We start from the raw sequence: 18,156 nt of genomic DNA, 5'->3' as shown, positions 1-18,156 counted from the left end.
CCTACGTCCCCCGCCCTCGTCCCGCTTCCCGCTCGCCGTCTCTCAGGTCGTCGCCCGGTCGGCCTTCTCGACCACGTAAAGCTGCTGGTGGCCGCGCGGTCCGAGCCGGTCGGCCACCCGCTCCGCCTCCGCTCGGGTGGCATAGCGGCCCACGCGATACCGGTTGCCGCCTTCGTCCTGGCGGATGACGAGCCAGGGGAGCACTGCTCCACCCTCGGTCATTGCGCCCCTCCGTCCGCCGCGTAGCGCGCCGTCGCACGCCCCTGGTCTGCTGATGCCGACATCGCAATCCGCATATGCCCGAGCCTACGCCCGACCTTTACTCACCGCATATGGCTTTACACAAAGAGGTACCGAACCGGCCACCCGCGGGCCTCCGGCGTACCGGAAGAGGCCTGCGAATGGCCGGTGATCCCGAGCGGTCCCGGGCGATGCATGACGTGGTGCGGGTGGCGGCTCAGGCGCCGGCGGGTGCCTTGACGCCCTCGGCCGCGGCTTCGTCCTCCGCGGCAGCGTCCTCGGCCGCCGCCTCGGCCTCCGCCTCGGCCTGGAGCAGCGTCGGGTTACGCCAGGAGCTGCGCACACCCCAGTAGTAGAAGGCGAGACCGATCGCGGCGACCAGGAGGATGTCCCAGCCCTCCGGCAGATAGCCCTTGCCGCCGAAGTCCTTGCCGCCCAGGTATGAGACAGCGGCCATGACCAGCAGGTACACGACCATCCAGGCGCCGGCCTTGAGGTGCGGACGCAGCTCGGCCCACGGCTTGCGGCCCTGGGTGAGCGGCTTGCCGATCTCGTACCAGGCCCAGACCGGCAGTCCGACGGCCATGATCAGGATGACCTTGCCGGTCAGCGGCCAGCGGCCCCAGTACAGGACCAGCGAACCGAAGACCATCGCGATGGGCGCGATGACCGGCATCGCCCGCAGCTTGACCGGCCGCGCGAGGCTCGGCGACAGCCGGCGCAGCGACATCACCGCGACCGGTCCGGTGATGTACGAGATGACCGTGGCGACCGAAACGATCTCGGCGAGCGAGCCCCAGCCGCGGAAGACCGCGAGGAACAGGAAGGCGATCGCGAGGTTGAGCAGCAGCGCCGGACGCGGCACACCGGTCTTCTTGTCCACCTTGCCGAAGATGCCCGGCAGATGACCGTTCTCCTGCACGCCGTGAATCATGCGCGAGGTGGTGGCCGCGTAGATCATGCCCGTGCCGGACGGCGAGACAAAGGCGTCCGCGTACAGCAGCAGCGCCAGCCAGTTCAGGCCCCAGGCCACCGCGAGGTCGGCGAGCGGCGAGTTGAAGCCGAGACCGGCCCAGCCACCGCCGGCGGTCAGCTTGTCGCCGGGCACCGCCATCAGGAACGCGACCTGCAGTGCGACATAGATGACCAGCGCGATGACGATCGACCACACCACGGCCTTCGGCAGCGACTTGCCGGGGTTGCGGGCCTCACCGGCCATGTTCAGCGGGGACTGGAAGCCGTTGTAGGCCCAGACTATGCCGGACACGGCGACGGCGGTGAAGACCGAGCTCCAGCCGTTGGGCGTGAAGCCGCCGTGGTGGGTGATGTTGCTGGTGTCGAAGTGCGCCATCATCAGCGCGCTCGCGGTCAGCACCGGGACGACGACCTTGAACACCGTGATCGCGGTGTTGGTCTTCGCGAACAGCGAGATCGCGAACCAGTTGAGGAAGAAGTAGAAGATCAGCAGGATGCTGGCGAGCCCGACGCCGGTGCCGGTCAGCTCCTTGCCGTCGTAGAGCGCATGCGCCCAGCCGAAGTCCCAGGAACTCATGTACTGCACGGAGGCGGTGGCCTCACCCGGGATGACCGAGACGATCGCGATCCAGTTCGCCCAGGCCGCGAGGTACCCGGCGAGCGAGCCGTGCGAGTACTGGCCGTAGCGGACCATGCCGCCGGCCTTCGGGAACATCGAGCCGAGCTCGGTGTAGGTGAGCGCGATCGTGAGGGCGACCAGCGCCCCGATGATCCAGGCGAGGATCGCGGCCGGGCCCGCGATGGCGGCGGCACGTTCGGCTCCGAAGAGCCAGCCGGAGCCGATGATGGACCCGAGACCCGTGGCGGTCAGGGCGATGGTCCCGAGGGACCGACGGTAATTCGAGTGCGAGCCCTGCTCCGCGCTCGGGGTCTTCGTCGTGCTCACGTGCTTGGTCTCCTGGTCTTCCCCCGTGCCGTGCACAAACTTCGCCATCGTAAGAGCGAATCGGAGCGTCGGCTTCCCACAGCAGCCAGAAAAAGGCCTGTAGTTGAGGGTCTGTGAGTTATCCAACACAAGGTTTCAGCCAAATTTTGTGTACGAATAACTGCAAACCGGACACTCGCCAGAGAACCGAGGGTGAGATCGGGGCGTCTCGCGCACGCGCACAGGAGGTTGCGGGGCGGACGCGGGGGCGTCTTGCGCATGCGTAGGGGGACTCGGCGGGCGTCTCGCGCAGGTGCCGGCGTAGAGGTAGGTGCGGGCCGGGCACGCGCGCATGGGGATACGGGGGGGGCGGGAGCGGTCCGCGGCAGCAGGAGTGCGAGCGGTCCGCGGGGGCGGTCTGCCGGGGACGGGAGCGGTGCGAGGAGGCGGAAGCGGTTCGCGGGGGGGGGCGGGAGCGGTGCGGGGGGGACGGGAGCGGTGCGGGGGGGGGGGGACGGGAGCGGTGCGCGGCAGCGGTCGGCGGCAGCGGCCCCCGGCTACTTCACCGGCAGGTGATACGTGACGCGGTGCCGGTCCGCGAGGGTGACGACATCGGCCGTCTCGACCGGCCTGCCGCCCGCGAAGTACGTACGCGAGACGACCAGCACGCCGTGCCCGGGGACCCCGCCCAGCGCCATGGCCTCCTCCGCCAGTGCGGGCCGCGCCCCGACCTCCTCGACGACGTTGTCCACCACCACATCGATGGCCGCCATCCGCTCGACCACCCCGCGCCCGGCCAGCGGCCCCTCCTCCGGCAGCATCACGGGCGTCCGCCCGGTCACCTCCAGGGGCTCCCAGGAGGTCGAGAGCATCGACGGCTCCCCCTCCGCCCGGAAGACATAGCGCGTCCTCATCACCTTGGCGTCCTGCGGGATGCGCAGCCGGGCGGCGATCGCCGCACCGGCCGGCTCCTGCTCGCTGTGGGACTCCCAGGTGCCCCGCACCCGCTCGTCCGTCTGCTCCTGCCGGAACGGCGTACAGCCGCCCGCCGAATGGAAGCCGACGCGGGCGATACGGCGCGGAACGGGTTGTTCGCGGACGTAGGTGCCCGACCCCGAGCGGCCCTCGACCAGCCCCTCGGCCATCAGGACCTTGCGCGCCTCCAGGGCGACGGTGTCCGAGACGCCGTACTCCTCGCGGATGCGCGCCTGGGAGGGAAGGCGGGTGTGCGGCGGCAGCACCCCGTCGACGATCTTCTGGCGCAGGTCGCCGGCGACGCGGAGGTACGCGGGCTGCTCACCGAAAGGCACGTGCCCCTCCCAACAGCTTGACGGTGAGCAACAGCGTGGCAACCCCGCGTTGCCGATCGCAAGCTTGGGCCAGATATTCACCTGATGTGATGAAACCCAGCTCAGCCCGTGTAAACGACCGAGGCCGGGCACCACAGGCTCTCGTAACCCCACCCCGCGCCACCCCACCCATCCTTTCCACCCGGTAGCCGCCGCCCATGCATGTCACGATCGAAAAGGAAGCACGGCCGAGCCGAAGAGATGAAGCACGGTCGAGCCGAAGCGAAGAGACGCCCGAACGGCGCACGGCGAACGGCGAGCGGCGAGCGGCGAGCGGCGAGCGGCGAGCGGCGAGCGGCGACGGAACGCACGGCAGGCCGCGGACGGCAGACGGCAGACGGCAGACGGCAGACGGCAGACGGCAGACGGCAGACGGCAGACGGCAGACACTGCAACCACAGCAGACACAGCAAACGGAAGACGGCACAGCACCCGGCAACGGAACGCGGGACGCGGTATCAGGACGGGAAGAAAGGGAGCCCATGCCCGCCGAAACCCAGCTCTCCCCCATGCCCAAGGACTGGCAGCGGGCACTCGCCGTCGTCGCGCACCCCGACGACCTCGAATACGGCGCCGCGGCCGCCATCGCCGAATGGACCGCCGCCGGCCGCGAGGTCAGCTACCTCCTGGTCACGCGCGGTGAGGCCGGCATCGACGGGCTCGCGCCCGGGGAGGCCGCCACTGTTCGCGAGACCGAGCAGCGGGCCGGCGCCGGGCTGGTCGGCGTCCACACCGTCGAATTCCTCGACCACCACCACGACGGCATCATCGAGCCCGGCCGGGCGCTGCGCCGCGATCTGTCCGCGGCCGTCCGGCGCCACCGTCCCGAGCTGCTGCTCACCCTCAACCACCACGACACCTGGGGCGGCGGCCACTGGAACAGCCCGGACCACCGGGTCGTCGGCCGCGCCGTCCTCGACGCCGCGGGCGACGCCGCCAACCGCTGGATCTTCCCCGAACTCGCCGGCGCGAAGGGACTGGCGCCCTGGAACGGCGTCCGGTGGGTGGCCGTGGCGGGCTCCCCACACCCCACGCACGCCGCGGAGGTCGGCCCCGGCATCGACCGCGCCATCGACTCGCTGGCGGCACACGGGGCGTACATCAAGGGCCTGCGCGGCACCGAACAGGATCCGCACACCTACGCCCGCACCTTCATCGAGCAGATGCTGCGCACCGGCGGCGAACGCTACCGGGGCCGCCCCGCCACGCTCTTCCAGCTCTTCCCCCGCTGAGCGCCCGCTTGAGCGCCCGCCAAGGCCTTTCCCGGCGCCTGCCCCCTTCCGCTCTTCACCCTTTCCGCGCCACGTAGTAGACGTTCAGGATGTCGCCGGGCACCTCCCGGGCCTCGACCTCGCCGAACCCCGCCTCCGCCGGCATCCGCAGCGCGGCCTGCCGCCCCCAGGCCGTGCCCAGCCCCGCGCCGCCCTCCGCGAGGGAGACGGTCATGCAGTAGAAAACCGACAGGGCGTAGAGGGCGGGCCCCAGTGGATGGCCGACGTTCTCGGACAGCTCGCTGGAGGCCGCGATGTCGCCCATCAGGAAGACCCCGTCGTCCCGCAGCCCGTTCGCGACGGCGGCCAGCGTGCGCGCCGGACGGGCCAGGTCGTGGATCACGTCGAAGGCCGTGATCAGGTCGTAGGAGCCGGTGAGTTCGGCCGTATCGGCCACCTCGAAGCGGGCGTTGCCCAGCCCCCACCGCGCGGCCTCGGCCCGTGCCGTGGCGATGCCCGCGGCGGAGATGTCCCTCCCCACGAACCGGCTTCCGGGGAAGGCGCGCGCCAGCAGATTGACGGCATGCCCCTGTCCGGTGCCGATGTCCAAGACGTCGACCCCGGAGTGCAGTTGGCCGTGAGCCCCGGCACCAGCGGCACGATCGTGCCGGTCAGCGCGGCGTCGTACACCCGCGCCGTCTCCTCGGCCTGCACGTCCTGGAAGCGGGGATACGAGGAGTACGGCACCCCGCCGCCGGCCCGGAACGCCGCAAGGACCTCGTCCTCGACGTCACCCATCATCGCCAAGTACTGCATGAAGGCTGCCATGTTGTCCGGCCCCGCGGCCCGGGACAGCACGGCGGCGTGCTCGGGCGGCAGCCGGTAGCACCCGTCCTCGGGCGCGTACTCGACCACGCCCCCGACGGTCATCCCGCCCAGCCACTCCTGCACATAGCGCTCGTCCAGCCCGGCCGCCTCGGCGATCTGCGCGCTGGTCGCCGGCGGCAGGCCCGACATCACGTCGAACAGCCCGGCACGGTGGCCAAGACTGCACAAATGCCCCAGACAGGCGTCGTTCAGCACCTGGAGCATCCGCCCGGCGAACTCCTCCTGCCGCGCCGGATCCGGGCCCGCCGGGATCTGCTCGCCCATCGCCGCCTCTTCCTGACGCCGGAGTACGGTGCGCCCCTCCCGGAGCGCGGTGCGCCTCTCCGGAAGCCCGATGCGACTCCCCCACCCGGGGCCCGCCGACCACGGCATGACGCACACCCCCACACCATGCCGCCCCCTCGACCGCACCACCCCTTTAGCGCACCTTGTCCCCCTTTCACCTCATCTCGATGCTACGCGGCGGCCTCGGCGTCTTCAGCGCTCGCGCCGCCGTCCCGGCCGATTCCTGTGGGCCGTCGGTGGCAAAGCGGCCCCCGCCCGCTTGCGCCTGCCGCCGCCCGCCGCCCCCGCGCCGCACAATCGCCCCGGTCACCACGTACGGAAGCATCTTGGCGGACAGAGGAGAACGGCCCATGGACGCAGCGGGACATCCGGATCGCAGAGCGGTGCTCGCCGGCGGCGTCGCGGCAGCCGCCACGCTGGCGGGCTGCGCCTCGACCGGCGCCGCCCCGGTGGCGGACGAGGCATCGCCCTCACCGTCACCACGGCCGACCACGCCCGCCGCGGCGTTCGACCGGCTGATGGACGGCAACGCCCGCTGGGTGAGCGGAGACCTCCAGCACCCCGACCGGGACCCGAGCCGGCGCGAATTCGTGGCCCAGAAGCAGGTGCCCTTCGGCTCGATCCTCTCCTGCATCGACTCCCGGGTACCGCCCGAGCTCCTCTTCGACACCGGCCTGGGCGACCTCTACGTGATGCGCACCGGCGGGGAGGCCGTCGGCCCGGTCGTCACCGGCTCCGTGGAGTACGGCCCCATGACGAGCGGCACCCCGCTCATCGTGGTCCTCGGGCACCAGCGCTGCGGCGCCGTCGAGGCGGCCTACAAGTCCCTCCGCGACGGCAAGCCCCTGCCCGGCAACCTGGAGGCAATCGCCAGGGCCCTGCGGCCGGCGTACGAACAAACGGTCCGCGAGGGCGGCGGCGGCGACCCCGTCGACACCATGGCCCGCGCCCAGGTCAAGCTGACCGCGGCCAACCTGCGCTCCAACCGGGACCTGGCCCCGCTCGTGGCCAAGGGCAGCCTCGCCGTGGTGGGCGCGTACTACTCACTCGACAGCGGCAAGGTGGAAGTCCTGGCCGGCGCGCCGTCCTGACCGAAGGGACAGGCCCCACTCGGACGTTGATGATCTCGTAGCCCCCACCCCGCCGACTCGCTACGGTTGAGCCATGACCGCACTGCCCGACTGGATGCGCCCGCCCCGCGCGGAAGGCTGGTTCGCGGAGGACCTGGACCGCCTCCCCGAGGCGCCCCGCCACACCGAGCTCATCGACGGAGCACTCGTCTTCATGATGTCCCCGCAGCGGTCGTGGCGCGGCCGTCTCGTCACCGGCCTGACCGTGGCTCTCATGGACCAGGCCCTCGGCGGCGTCGAGGCCGAGCGGGAGATGACCATCCGCCTCGACGCCCGCAACCGCCCGGAGCCCGACCTACTGCTGACCACGGCTCCGTACGAGGCGGACCGCACCTGGTTCGCCCCGGAGGACGTCCTGCTCGTCATCGAGGTCGTCTCCCCCGAATCCGCCCACCGCGACCGCACCGTCAAGCTGCGCAAGTACGCCGAGGCCGGAATCCCCCACTACTGGTGCATCGAGGACGAGGACTCCGTCCCCGCCGTGCACGTCTACGAGCTCGACCGGCCGACCGGGGCCTACGCACCGGCCGGGATCTTCCGCCATGCCCTCAAGCGGTCCCTGCCCTTCGAGATCAGCCTCGACCTGGACGAGCTCACCCCGGGCCGGCCCGGCTGAGACCACGGTGCGAGGCCGGCACCATAGCGGCGCGGGAAGATGACAAAAAGGAAGACAAAGGGGCCGGACTCTCTGCGTCCGACCCCTTTGACCTGCGCATTCGGCAACTCAGGTCGCCTGCGGCAAACGTGCGACTACACGTTGAACCGGAACTCCACCACATCCCCGTCCTGCATCACATACTCCTTGCCCTCCATGCGGGCCTTGCCCGCGGCGCGGGCGTCCGCGACCGAGCCGGTTTCGACGAGGTCGGCGAAGGAGATGATCTCGGCCTTGATGAAGCCCTTCTGGAAGTCGGTGTGGATGACTCCGGCGGCCTCGGGGGCGGTGGCGCCCCTCTTGATGGTCCAGGCGCGGGTTTCCTTGGGGCCGGCCGTCAAGTAGGTCTGCAGGCCGAGGGTGTTGAAGCCGACGTGGGCGAGGGTGGCCAGGCCGGGCTCTTCCTGGCCGACGGACTGGAGGAGTTCCAGGGCCTCGTCCTCGTCCAGCTCGGCGAGGTCGGCCTCCAGCTTGGCGTTCAGGAAGATGGCCTCGGCGGGGGCGACCAGGGCCCGCTGATCGTTCTTGAAGTCCTCGTCGGTCAGCTCGTCCTCGTCGACGTTGAAGACGTAGAGGAAGGGCTTGGTGGTGAGGAGGTGGAGGTCGTGCAGGAGCTCTTCGTTGCCGGAGCCCTGGACGATTCCGGCGGAGAAGAGCGTGTCGCCCTTCTCCAGGATCGCCTTGGCCTCCTCGACGGCCTTGACCTTCGCGGCCACGTCCTTCTTGATGCGCGACTCCTTCTGGAGACGCGGCAGCACCTTCTCGATGGTCTGGAGGTCGGCGAGGATCAGCTCGGTGTTGATGGTCTCGATGTCGTCCTTGGGCGAGACCTTGCCGTCGACGTGGACGACGTTCTCGTCCTTGAAGGCGCGGATGACCTGGCAGATCGCATCGGACTCGCGGATGTTCGCGAGGAACTTGTTGCCCAGGCCCTCGCCCTCGGAGGCGCCACGGACGATGCCCGCGATGTCGACGAAGTCGACGGTGGCGGGGAGGATCTTCTGCGAGGCGAAGATCTCGGCGAGCTTGGCGAGGCGGGTGTCGGGGACGCCGACGACGCCGACGTTCGGCTCGATGGTGGCGAACGGGTAGTTGGCCGCCAGCACGTCGTTCTTGGTCAGGGCGTTGAACATGGTCGACTTGCCGACATTCGGCAGACCGACGATTCCGATCGTGAGCGACACGTGGCGACTCGACTTCCGAGCGAGGTGGTGGGGTGGGCACGGCCCCGGGAGGGCCGATCCACCAGTCTACGGGGCGGCCGGGGCCGGGCCGCCGCCACCGGGACCGGCCGCGCCCCCCACCCGGCTCCGGACCCACCCCCGTCCCGCTCCGGCCGCACCCCCGCCCCGCTCCGGCCGCACCCCCGCCCGGCTCCGGATGCCGAACTAATCCGCAACGGGCTCGGCCCAATGCGCGTGTCCCGTAACCGGTTAATCCCACTTAGCGGCCTACCGTTGACGAGTGGAGCAACACGAAGCGCGCACCCCCCAGCCCAGCCCGCCGCGGTCCGCACGTCCGCCCGCGGGCCAGGACGCCCGGCTCCCGCGCCCCGCCGAGGCCGTGGCCCCCGACCCCGACGACGATTTCCTCACCGCGATGCGGGCCTCCGGGTTCGCGGCCGTACCGGCATCCGCACCCGCGGTCGCACGGGCCGCGGGGCGCGGTCCCGCACCGGCCGGCCCCCTCCGCGCGCCCGCCCGAGTGCCCGGGGCGGCTGCCCCGGGACGCGCCCCTGCCGCACCGGAGGGCGTGGAGTCCGCGACCGTCTACCGGGCACGTCCGCAGCGCCCGCTGCCGTCCCCGCCGCCCGTCCTGCGGCGCCGGATGCCGGCGGCCAAGCTCACCGGGCTCGGCTGCTGGCTGCTGGCGACGCTGGTGCTGCTGGCCTTCGCCTTCCTGGACCGGCTGCTGCTCGGCGGCGCACCGGCCCCGTACGGCGTCTTCTATGTGCTGGTCGGGGTCGGCGCGGCGCTCTGGGTCAGGCCGTTCGACCTGGTCATTGCGCCGGTCACGCTGCCGATCGCGTTCACGCTCGGTGCGCTGCCGCTGCAGCGCGGCGCGGGCGGGTTCGACGGGCTGCTGATGGGCGTGTTCACCGTCCTCGCGCTGAACGCCGGCTGGCTCTACACCGGCACGCTGATCAGCGCGCTGCTCGCGATCGTCCGCCGGGTGCTGATCATTGCCCGGCGTCGGGCCAGCCGACCGGCGAGTCGACCGCAGAACGCACCGCGCGGTCCGCAGGACCGGCCGACGGGGCGGACGCCCGAGCGGGAGCGGCCGCGGCCGGGGAACCGTCCGCGGCAGGTGGCTCGCCAGCCCGAGCGGCGTACGCCGCCATCGCGGCGCCCACGATCCCCGCATTGTTCTGAAGCTGAGCCGGCACGATCTCCGCGCTGACGCCCTCGATCAGCGGCAGGAACTTCTCCGCCTTGCGGCTCACCCCGCCGCCGATCACGAACAGCTCGGGTGAGAAAAGCATCTCCACATGGGCGAGGTACTTCTGCACCCGGTGCGCCCAGTGCTGCCAGCTCAGCTCCTCGTCCTCCTTGGCCTTGGTGGAGGCCCGCTTCTCGGCGTCGTGGCCGTGCAGCTCCAGGTGGCCGAGCTCGGAGTTGGGCACCAGGCGGCCGTCGGTGAAGAGGGCGCTGCCGATGCCCGTGCCGAGGGTGAGCACGATGACCGTGCCGGTCCGGCCGCGGCCGGCGCCGAAGCGCAGTTCGGCCAGGCCGGCCGCGTCGGCGTCGTTGAGCACCGTGACGGGGCTGCCGCCGGCCTCGCCGCCGAGCCGCGCGGTGAGCAGCCCGGCCGCGTCGAGCCCGATCCAGCCCTTGTCGACATTGGCGGCGGTACGGGTCGTCCCGTCGGTGACCACACCGGGGAAGGTCGCGCCGACCGGCCCCGACCACCCGAAGTGGTCCACGACCTCCCTGACGCCGTCCGCGACCGCATCCGGGGTGGCCGGATGCGGGGTCAGCACCTTGTGGCGCTCCTCCGTGAGCTCGCCGCGCTCCAGATCCACCGGGGCACCCTTGATGCCCGATCCGCCGATGTCCACACCGAAGACCCTCATGGGAAAAGGCTAGGCGTCGGCGGGGCGGCCCGCCCCCGGGATGCACCGACCGGTGGCCCGGACGGCGCGGCGAACGCGGCGGGCTCAGTCCTCGGTTGCCGCCTTGGCCTCGGCGCGCAGGTCCCGGCGGAGCTCCTTGGGCAGCGAGAAGTGGATGGACTCCTCGGCGGCCGTGATGGTCTCCACGTCCTCGTAGCCGCGCTGGGCGAGCCAGTCCAGGACGCCGTGGACAAGCACGTCAGGGACGGAGGCGCCGGAGGTGACACCGACCGTGCCGACGCCCTCCAGCCAGGCCTCGTCGATCTCCTCGGCGTAGTCGACCAGATGGGCGGCGCGGGCGCCCGCGCCCAGCGCCACCTCGACCAGGCGCACGGAGTTCGAGGAGTTCTTGGAGCCGACGACGATGACCAGGTCGGCCTGGGCGCCCATCTGCTTCACCGCGATCTGGCGGTTCTGGGTGGCGTAGCAGATGTCGTCGCTGGGCGGCGAGAGGAGGTTGGGGTAGCGGCCCTTGAGGGCGTCCACCGTCTCCATGGTCTCGTCGACCGAGAGGGTGGTCTGGGAGAGCCAGACCACCTTGTCCGGGTCGCGGACCTCGACATTGCCGACATCCTCGGGGCCGTCGACCAGCGTGATGTGCTCGGGCGCCTCACCGCTGGTGCCGATGACCTCTTCGTGACCCTCGTGGCCGATCAGGAGGATGTCGTAGTCCTCCTTGGCGTAGCGGACGGCTTCCTTGTGGACCTTGGTGACCAGCGGGCAGGTGGCGTCGATGGTGGCGAGCTTGCCGCGCTTGGCCTCGTCGTGGACGGCGGGCGCCACGCCGTGCGCGGAGAAGATGACGATGTTGCCCTCGGGCACCTCCTCCGTCTCGTCGACGAAGATGGCGCCCTTCTTCTCCAGGGTCTTCACGACGTACTTGTTGTGGACGATCTCGTGGCGTACGTAAACGGGGGCGCCGTACTGCTCAAGGGCCTTCTCGACAGCGATCACGGCGCGGTCCACGCCGGCACAGTAGCCACGGGGGGCGGCGAGCAGGACCTTGCGCTGATCGCTGCGGCGCGGAGCGTCTTCGCCCGGGGTGGTGGCGGGCGTCGGGCTGGGCGAGGAAGTCATGCGTCCCATCGTAAAGGCGTGGCCCGCTCCGGAAGATCGCGCCGTTGTCCGAGACTGGGACGGCATGGAGCGAGGAGGCAGGATGCCGGGCACGAGCGGCGGCACGGGCGGTGCGGGGGCGGGCGGCGGGGAGCCCGGCGGCGGCGCGGACACCGCGGCCGGCGGGGGCAGTGGCAGGGGCAGCGGTTCCGGCGGCCCCGGTGCGCTGCGGCGGACGCTGACCTTCCGGGATCTGGTCGTCTACGGTCTGCTGTTCATCGCCCCGATGGCGCCGGTCGGGATCTTCGGCACGCTGCAGGCCACCTCGCACGGTGCGGTCACCGCCGTCTACCTCGTCGCGACGGTCGCGATGGCGTTCACCGCGTACTCGTACGCCCAGATGGTGCGGGTCGCCCCGCAAGCCGGATCGGTCTATACGTACGCCCGGGTGGGTCTGGGCGAGGGTGCGGGGTTCGTCGCCGGGTGGATGGCGATGCTGGACTATCTGCTGATTCCAGCGGTGGCGTATCTGTTCTCCGGGATCGCGCTGCATGCGCTGGTGCCGTCGGTGCACCAGTGGGTGTGGACGGCGCTGGCGGTGGCCGTGACCACGCTGCTGAATCTGTGGGGCGTGCGGACGGCGGCCCGGGTGGGCTTCGCGGTGCTGGCGATGGAGATCGTGGTGCTGGCGGTGTTCGTGGTGTCGGCGGTCGCCGAGCTGGTCGCGCACGGGGCGCCGCGGGGCTGGGCCGAGCCGCTGACCGGCGAGGGCGGGTTCTCGGTGCGGGCGGTGCTGGCCGCGGTGTCGGTGGCGGTGCTGTCGTATCTGGGGTTCGACGCGATCGCGTCGTTCGCGGAGGAGGCCGGGGGACGGGGGGCTGCCGGGGCGGCCGGGGGCCAGGGGCCTGCGGGGACAGCGGGTGCCCGGGGAGCCAGGGGGCCGGGCAGGGTGGCCGGCGGGCCGGACCGGGTGGCCGACGGGCCGGATCGTGTGGCGCGGGCGGTGCTGGTCTGTCTGGCGGTGGCCGGTGTGCTGTTCGCGGCGCAGACGTATCTGGCGGCGCTGCTGATGCCGATGAGCGCGGCGGAGCTGGCGGCCCGGCCGGGCGAGCAGGGCGGCGCCTTCTACGCCACCGTCGACGCGTCGGTGGGCCGCTGGCTGCACGACCTGGTGGCGGTGAGCAAGGCCATCGGCGCGGCGTTCGCGGCGCTGGCGGGGCAGGCGGCAGCCGGCCGGCTGCTGTTCGCGATGGCCAGGGACCGGCGGCTGCCCGGGGCGATGTCGAAGGTGGACGCGGGCAGCGGGGTACCGCGCAGGGCGCTGCTGGGCGCGGCGCTGGTGTCGCTGGTGGCAGCGGTGTGGGCGGCCCGCAGGGACGACGGGCTCGACCAGCTGTCCTCGGTCGTGAACGTGGGGGCGCTGACCGCGTTCGGGCTGCTGCACGCGTCGGTGACCGGCTGGTTCTGGATCCGCCGGGCGGACGGGACGCCGAGCGTGCTGCGGCATCTGGTGGTGCCCTTGCTGGGGCTGGCGGTGGTGGTCGCGGTGATCGTCGAGGCCTCGGCCGCCGCGCAGGCCGTGGGTGGGGCCTGGCTGGTGGTGGGGCTGGTGGTGCTGGCGATGCAGTACCGGGGGTGGGTGCGCGGGGGCGGGGTGCGGGAGTGAGGGGTTGGGGCGCGGGTGCGGGCTGGGCGCAGGGCCCGTACCGGCAGGCGGGGTACGGCCTGCCGGGCCACGTACCGTGCGAGCGTGCCGCCACTGTCGGTGCCCGCCGCTAGTCTCGCTCGTATGGCTGTTTCTACGTCCCCGGAAACGCCGATCCCGGTCGGCGAGGTGTCCCGGCTCATCGGCGGTTGGATCGACCGGCTCGGCGCGGTGTGGGTCGAGGGGCAGATCACCCAGCTCTCGCGGCGCCCCGGCGCGGGGGTGGTCTTTCTGACGCTGCGCGACCCGTCGTACGACATCTCGGTGAGCGTGACGTGCTACCGCCAGGTCTTCGACAAGGTCGCCGACGTGGTGAGCGAGGGCGCCCGGGTGGTGGTGCACGCCAAGCCCGAGTGGTACGCCCCGCGCGGCCAGCTGTCACTGCGGGCCGCGGAGATCAAACCGGTCGGGGTCGGTGAACTCCTCGCCCGGCTGGAGCAGTTGAAGAAGTCGCTGGCGGCGGAGGGGCTGTTCGCCGCGGATCGCAAGAAGCCGCTGCCCTTCCTGCCGCAGCTGATCGGGCTGGTCTGCGGCCGGGCGAGCGCCGCCGAGCGGGACGTCCTGGAGAACGCCCGGCACCGCTGGCCGGCCGTCCGTTTCGCGGTGCGCAATGTGCCGGTGCAGGGGGTACATGCGGTCCCGCAGGTGGTCGCGGCGGTCCAGGAGCTGGACGCGCTGCCCGAGGTGGACGTGATCATCGTCGCGCGGGGCGGCGGCAGCGTGGAGGACCTGCTGCCGTTCTCCGACGAACAGCTCGTCCGGGCCGTGAGCGCGGCCGTGACCCCCGTCGTCTCGGCGATCGGGCACGAGCCGGACTCCCCGCTGCTGGACCTGGTCGCCGATCTGCGTGCCTCGACGCCGACGGACGCGGCGAAGAAGGTGGTGCCGGACGTCGGCGAGGAGCTGGCCCGGGTCCAGCAGCTGCGGGACCGGGCGCTGCGCGCCGTGGACGGCTTTCTGCAGCGGGAGGAACGGGGGCTCGCTTCGGCGCTGCAGCGGCCGTGCATACAACGGCCGCAGCGGATGGTCGAGGACCGCGAGGAGCAGGTCACGGCGCTGCTGGAGCGGGGCCGGCGGACCCTGGGTCACCTGCTGGACCGCGCCGACTCGGAGCTGACGCACACCCTGGCCCGGGTCGTCGCGCTCTCCCCCAAGGCGACGCTGGAGCGCGGCTATGCGGTGCTCCAGAAGCCGGACGGCACGGCGGTGCGCTCACCGGACGAGGTCGGCGCGGACGAGGCGTTGCAGGCCCGGGTGGCCGAGGGCGGGTTCAGGGTGCGGGTGGACGGCGTCCCGGGCGCGGTCACACCCCCCGAATAGTGCAAAGGCAGACTCTTAGGGTGGGAGACATGGCGAAGGCGAAGACGGATGGCGCGGCGGACACGGAGCAGGGTGCGGCGGCCGGCGCCGGGACCCAGGTGGAGTCGGTGGACTCCACGCTGGGCTATGAGCAGGCGCGGGACGAGCTGATCGAGGTCGTCCGCAGCCTGGAGGCGGGCGGCACGACCCTGGAGGAGTCGCTCGCGCTGTGGGAGCGCGGCGAGGCACTGGCGAAGGTCTGCCGGCGCTGGCTGGACGGCGCACGGGCACGGCTGGACGCGGCGCTGGCGGAGTCGCCGGACGAGCCGGAGGCGGAGCGCGCATAGCGCCGGAGCGCGCAGAGCGGCGGAGGATGCAGAGCGGCGGAGCGCACCGGGAGAGACCCCGACCGCCGCCCCTCACCGTCACAAAAGCCGCAAGAGCGAAGCACAGAACGAGGCACACCCCTGTGAACCGCCTCACAGCACCCTCTTTTAGTTGAATCTTAATCTATCTGAACTACAGTGCTTTGCCGTACGACCCCTGTAGTACGTGCATGATCACTACTGTCTGCAGTGCCACAGAACCCGAACCCAGCTCACTCACCGAGGTGCCTTTATGTCTCTCGCCCTTGACGCCGCCGCTCAGGACCTCCTGTTCCGGGAGGCCCAGACCGCCAACACGTTCACGGACGAGCCGGTGACGGACGAGCAGGTCCAGGCCATCTACGACCTGGTGAAGTTCGGCCCGACCGCCTTCAACCAGTCGCCGCTGCGGATAACCCTGGTCCGTTCCCAGGAGGCCCGTGAGCGCCTGGTCAACCACGCCATGGGCGCCAACGGCCCGAAGACCCTCGGCGCGCCGCTGACCGCGATCCTCTCCGTGGACCTGGACTTCCACGAGAAGCTGCCGCAGCTCTTCCCGCACGCCCCGGGCATCAAGGACACCTTCTTCTCCGAGGCCGCGCGCCGCGAGGTCGCCGGGACCCAGAACGCCACCCTCCAGGCCGGTTACTTCATCGTCGGCATCCGCGCCGCCGGCCTGGCCGCGGGCCCGATGACCGGCTTCGACTTCACCGGCGTCGACAAGGAGTTCTTCGGCGACGGCAAGCAGAAGTCGTTCCTCATCATCAACATCGGCAAGCCGGGCGCCGACGCGTTCTTCCCGCGCTCCCCGCGGCTGACCTTCGACGAGGCCGTCGCCACCGTCTGAGCGGGCCCCCCGCCGGGAGCCCCCTCCGGGAGGCGCCACGGGAACCCCATGGGGAACCCGCGGCAGTCGCACGGCGCGACGCCGCAGGACACCCCGCCCGCCCCACGCACGAGGCCGCCGCACCCCTCCCGGGTGCGGCGGCCTCAGCGGTCTCCTGCTCGGCGGCCGCGCCGCGCAGCTCTTCGCCGCTCAGCTCTTCTTCGCCACCAGCGCGGCGGCCAGGTCGGCGAGCCGCCCGTAGGGCGCGGTGCCGGTGACGACCGTGGTCACCCCGGGCTCCTCCCGGACCAGCGCGTTGTACTTGTCGCCCTTGTAGCGGTCCCACTTCTTGCTGCCGACGGCCTGCTTGCCCTCGGCCTTGGTCGCGCCGAGCGTGACGTCCTTTATGAACTTCCGCGGCGTGGCGTCGCTCTGCTCGACGGCCGCGTACTCCTGCTCCGGGTCGAGCATGCCCAGATGCCAGGCACCGCCCTTGCCGTCCTCGCTCGCCTTGTACGAGACGGAGGTGGCACGCCAGGTCTTGGGCAGCCCCTCGGGCGCGGCGACCGGGTAGGGCGCCGCCCGCCGGGCCGTGATCAGTTCGACGCGGTAGTCGACCTTCTTGACCGCGTTCCTCGCCGCGTCCGCGCCCTCGTCGTGCGGGATGAAGAGATAGATCGCCCCGACGAGGATGCCGATCACCGCCAGCGACAGGACCATGTCCCGCACCGTTTGCCTGCCTCGCATACCTGCCACGCCCCTATGGTCCCCCATCCCCGCCGCGGCCCCGACAGGCCCCCCGGCAAAGCCCGTCACCCTGCAAACACCCAGGTGACCGGGGCCCCCGATGCTGCTCATGCGTAGGGCCCTCTGCTCATTTTGGCGGCCTGGAGATACTGTGAACCTCCGGGGGAAACCCCCCGCACCCCCGCACAGCCACCCTCATTCCTTCACGGCCGTCGCCGTTCAGAAAGGTGCGCTCGATGAGCGAGCATCATCTCCCGTCCCCACTCGAGGTCAGCCCCGAGGCGCCGGACCGCAACCTCGCCCTGGAACTCGTCCGGGTCACCGAGGCCGGTGCCATGGCATCGGGTCGCTGGGTGGGGCGAGGTGACAAGAACGGCGCGGACGGCGCGGCGGTGAAGGCCATGCGCGCCCTGATCCACACCGTCTCGATGAACGGCGTCGTGGTCATCGGGGAGGGCGAGAAGGACAACGCCCCGATGCTCTACAACGGCGAGCGCGTGGGAGACGGCACCGGCGCGGAGTGCGACGTGGCCGTGGACCCGGTGGACGGGACGACGCTGACCGCCAAGGGCATGGCGAACGCCGTGTCCGTGATGGCGGTGGCCGAGCGCGGCTCGATGTTCGACCCGTCCGCGGTCTTCTACATGGACAAGCTCGCCACGGGCCCCGAGGCGGCGGACTTCGTCGACATCACGGCGCCGGTGGCCGTGAACATCAAGCGGATCGCGAAGGCGAAGAAGTCCGCGGTCGAGGACGTCACCGTGGTCATCCTGGACCGGCCCCGCCACGAGGGCCTGGTCAAGGAGGTCCGGGAGGCCGGGGCCCGGATCAAGTTCATCGCCGACGGCGATGTCGCCGGCGCGATCATGGCGGCTCGTGAGGGCACCGGCGTGGACCTGCTGCTGGGCATCGGCGGTACGCCCGAGGGCATCATCGCTGCCTGTGCGCTGAAGTGTCTGGGCGGCGCCTTCCAGGGCAAGCTGTGGCCCAAGGACGACGAGGAGCGGCAGCGGGCGCTGGACGCCGGGCACGACCTGGACAAGGTGCTGGAGATCGGCGACCTGGTCCGCGGCGACAACGTCTTCTTCGTCGCCACCGGCATCACCGACGGCGAACTGCTGCGCGGCGTGCGCTACCGCGCCGAGAACGCCTACACCCAGTCCCTGGTGATGCGCTCCAAGTCCGGCACCATCCGCCAGATCGATTCCCAGCACCGGCTGTCCAAGCTGCGTGCCTACAGCTCGGTGGACTTCGAGCGCCCCAGCTAGCGGGATGGGGCGGCCGGCCCGTGCAGCCGGCCCGCCCGTCCACACACTTCGCCCCCGCCGGAGACGCTCCGGCGGGGGCGAAGTGGCCCATACGCCCTGGGGTGCGTGCTACGGGCCGAA

At 71.6% G+C, this 18,156-nt stretch carries 16 protein-coding genes and 2 pseudogenes; 9 read left to right on the top strand and 9 right to left on the bottom strand.

Translation table 11 applies throughout. The features are described 5' to 3' along the window. Nucleotides 1-42: 42 nt before the first annotated feature. The 3 genes from ABR737_RS29575 to ABR737_RS29565 all read right to left on the bottom strand — a co-directional run bounded on the left by ABR737_RS29575 (nucleotide 43) and on the right by ABR737_RS29565 (nucleotide 3,450). Complete coding sequence (locus tag ABR737_RS29575) at nucleotides 43-222, bottom strand: SPOR domain-containing protein (protein WP_350253627.1); 180 nt, start codon at nucleotides 220-222, stop codon at nucleotides 43-45. Between the two features lie 235 nt (nucleotides 223-457). After that, nucleotides 458-2,209, bottom strand: coding sequence for an APC family permease (locus ABR737_RS29570; protein ID WP_350253625.1), 1,752 nt, complete (start codon nucleotides 2,207-2,209; stop codon nucleotides 458-460). A 488-nt stretch (nucleotides 2,210-2,697) separates the two neighbouring features. After that, nucleotides 2,698-3,450 carry a GntR family transcriptional regulator gene (locus ABR737_RS29565; RefSeq protein WP_350253623.1) on the bottom strand — a complete coding sequence of 251 codons (753 nt, stop codon included), beginning with the start codon at nucleotides 3,448-3,450 and terminating at the stop codon, nucleotides 2,698-2,700. A gap of 521 nt (nucleotides 3,451-3,971) precedes the next feature. Between ABR737_RS29565 and ABR737_RS29560 the strand changes: the two genes are divergently transcribed. After that, nucleotides 3,972-4,721 (top strand): PIG-L deacetylase family protein, encoded by a 750-nt coding sequence (locus tag ABR737_RS29560; RefSeq protein WP_350253621.1) that lies wholly within the window; start codon nucleotides 3,972-3,974, stop codon nucleotides 4,719-4,721. Between the two features lie 55 nt (nucleotides 4,722-4,776). Here ABR737_RS29560 and ABR737_RS29555 read toward each other — a convergent pair whose 3' ends face one another. Then, nucleotides 4,777-5,310 (bottom strand): class I SAM-dependent methyltransferase, encoded by a 534-nt coding sequence (locus ABR737_RS29555; RefSeq protein WP_350253619.1) that lies wholly within the window; start codon nucleotides 5,308-5,310, stop codon nucleotides 4,777-4,779. A gap of 296 nt (nucleotides 5,311-5,606) precedes the next feature. After that, nucleotides 5,607-5,717, bottom strand: a pseudogene (locus ABR737_RS29550) (transcriptional regulator); the annotation flags it as partial. 506 nt (nucleotides 5,718-6,223) lie between these two features. Here ABR737_RS29550 and ABR737_RS29545 point away from each other — a divergent pair. Both ABR737_RS29545 and ABR737_RS29540 read left to right on the top strand, forming a co-directional pair. Beyond that, complete coding sequence (locus ABR737_RS29545; RefSeq protein WP_350253618.1) at nucleotides 6,224-6,964, top strand: carbonic anhydrase; 741 nt, start codon at nucleotides 6,224-6,226, stop codon at nucleotides 6,962-6,964. Nucleotides 6,965-7,037: 73 nt separating this feature from the next. Next, a complete protein-coding gene (locus tag ABR737_RS29540) occupies nucleotides 7,038-7,619 on the top strand; it encodes a Uma2 family endonuclease (RefSeq protein WP_350253616.1) in 582 nt (193 codons plus the stop codon). Between the two features lie 134 nt (nucleotides 7,620-7,753). Here the strand turns inward: ABR737_RS29540 and ychF are convergent, their stop codons facing one another. Continuing rightward, nucleotides 7,754-8,842 (bottom strand): redox-regulated ATPase YchF, encoded by a 1,089-nt coding sequence (ychF, locus tag ABR737_RS29535; protein WP_350253614.1) that lies wholly within the window; start codon nucleotides 8,840-8,842, stop codon nucleotides 7,754-7,756. Nucleotides 8,843-9,257: 415 nt separating this feature from the next. On the opposite strand from ychF, the pseudogene ABR737_RS29530 reads away from it, so the two are divergent. Further along, a pseudogene (locus ABR737_RS29530) lies at nucleotides 9,258-9,824 on the top strand (DUF6542 domain-containing protein); the annotation flags it as partial. Between the two features lie 13 nt (nucleotides 9,825-9,837). Here the strand turns inward: ABR737_RS29530 and ppgK are convergent. Then, nucleotides 9,838-10,731 (bottom strand): polyphosphate--glucose phosphotransferase, encoded by an 894-nt coding sequence (gene ppgK / locus ABR737_RS29525; protein ID WP_350253612.1) that lies wholly within the window; start codon nucleotides 10,729-10,731, stop codon nucleotides 9,838-9,840. Between the two features lie 84 nt (nucleotides 10,732-10,815). Further along, entirely contained in the window at nucleotides 10,816-11,847 is a 1,032-nt protein-coding gene (locus tag ABR737_RS29520; protein ID WP_350253610.1) for a 4-hydroxy-3-methylbut-2-enyl diphosphate reductase, read from the bottom strand. 82 nt (nucleotides 11,848-11,929) lie between these two features. On the opposite strand from ABR737_RS29520, the gene ABR737_RS29515 reads away from it, so the two are divergent. The 4 genes from ABR737_RS29515 to ABR737_RS29500 all read left to right on the top strand — a co-directional run bounded on the left by ABR737_RS29515 (nucleotide 11,930) and on the right by ABR737_RS29500 (nucleotide 16,042). Then, nucleotides 11,930-13,492: an APC family permease gene (locus ABR737_RS29515; RefSeq protein ID WP_350253608.1), complete on the top strand. Its 1,563-nt coding sequence runs from the start codon at nucleotides 11,930-11,932 to the stop codon at nucleotides 13,490-13,492. Between the two features lie 123 nt (nucleotides 13,493-13,615). Then, nucleotides 13,616-14,851: an exodeoxyribonuclease VII large subunit gene (gene xseA / locus ABR737_RS29510; RefSeq protein ID WP_350253606.1), complete on the top strand. Its 1,236-nt coding sequence runs from the start codon at nucleotides 13,616-13,618 to the stop codon at nucleotides 14,849-14,851. A 29-nt stretch (nucleotides 14,852-14,880) separates the two neighbouring features. Next, nucleotides 14,881-15,177, top strand: a complete 297-nt coding sequence (locus ABR737_RS29505; RefSeq protein ID WP_350253604.1) for an exodeoxyribonuclease VII small subunit — start codon at nucleotides 14,881-14,883, stop codon at nucleotides 15,175-15,177. A gap of 271 nt (nucleotides 15,178-15,448) precedes the next feature. Next, nucleotides 15,449-16,042, top strand: coding sequence for a malonic semialdehyde reductase (locus ABR737_RS29500; RefSeq protein ID WP_350253602.1), 594 nt, complete (start codon nucleotides 15,449-15,451; stop codon nucleotides 16,040-16,042). Nucleotides 16,043-16,231: 189 nt separating this feature from the next. On the opposite strand, the gene ABR737_RS29495 is transcribed toward ABR737_RS29500, so the two are convergent. Further along, nucleotides 16,232-16,768 carry a DUF4245 domain-containing protein gene (locus ABR737_RS29495; RefSeq protein WP_350256970.1) on the bottom strand — a complete coding sequence of 179 codons (537 nt, stop codon included), beginning with the start codon at nucleotides 16,766-16,768 and terminating at the stop codon, nucleotides 16,232-16,234. 236 nt (nucleotides 16,769-17,004) lie between these two features. Here ABR737_RS29495 and glpX point away from each other — a divergent pair, with 236 nt between their 5' ends. Further along, nucleotides 17,005-18,036, top strand: a complete 1,032-nt coding sequence (glpX, locus tag ABR737_RS29490) for a class II fructose-bisphosphatase (protein ID WP_350253600.1) — start codon at nucleotides 17,005-17,007, stop codon at nucleotides 18,034-18,036. Nucleotides 18,037-18,156: the final 120 nt, after the last annotated feature.

It is taken from the genome of Streptomyces sp. Edi2 (assembly GCF_040253635.1).
In the GTDB taxonomy this organism is placed as follows: domain Bacteria; phylum Actinomycetota; class Actinomycetes; order Streptomycetales; family Streptomycetaceae; genus Streptomyces.
The sequence above is the reverse complement of the archived record's forward strand: the minus strand, read 5'-3'. Positions and strand labels throughout refer to the sequence as shown.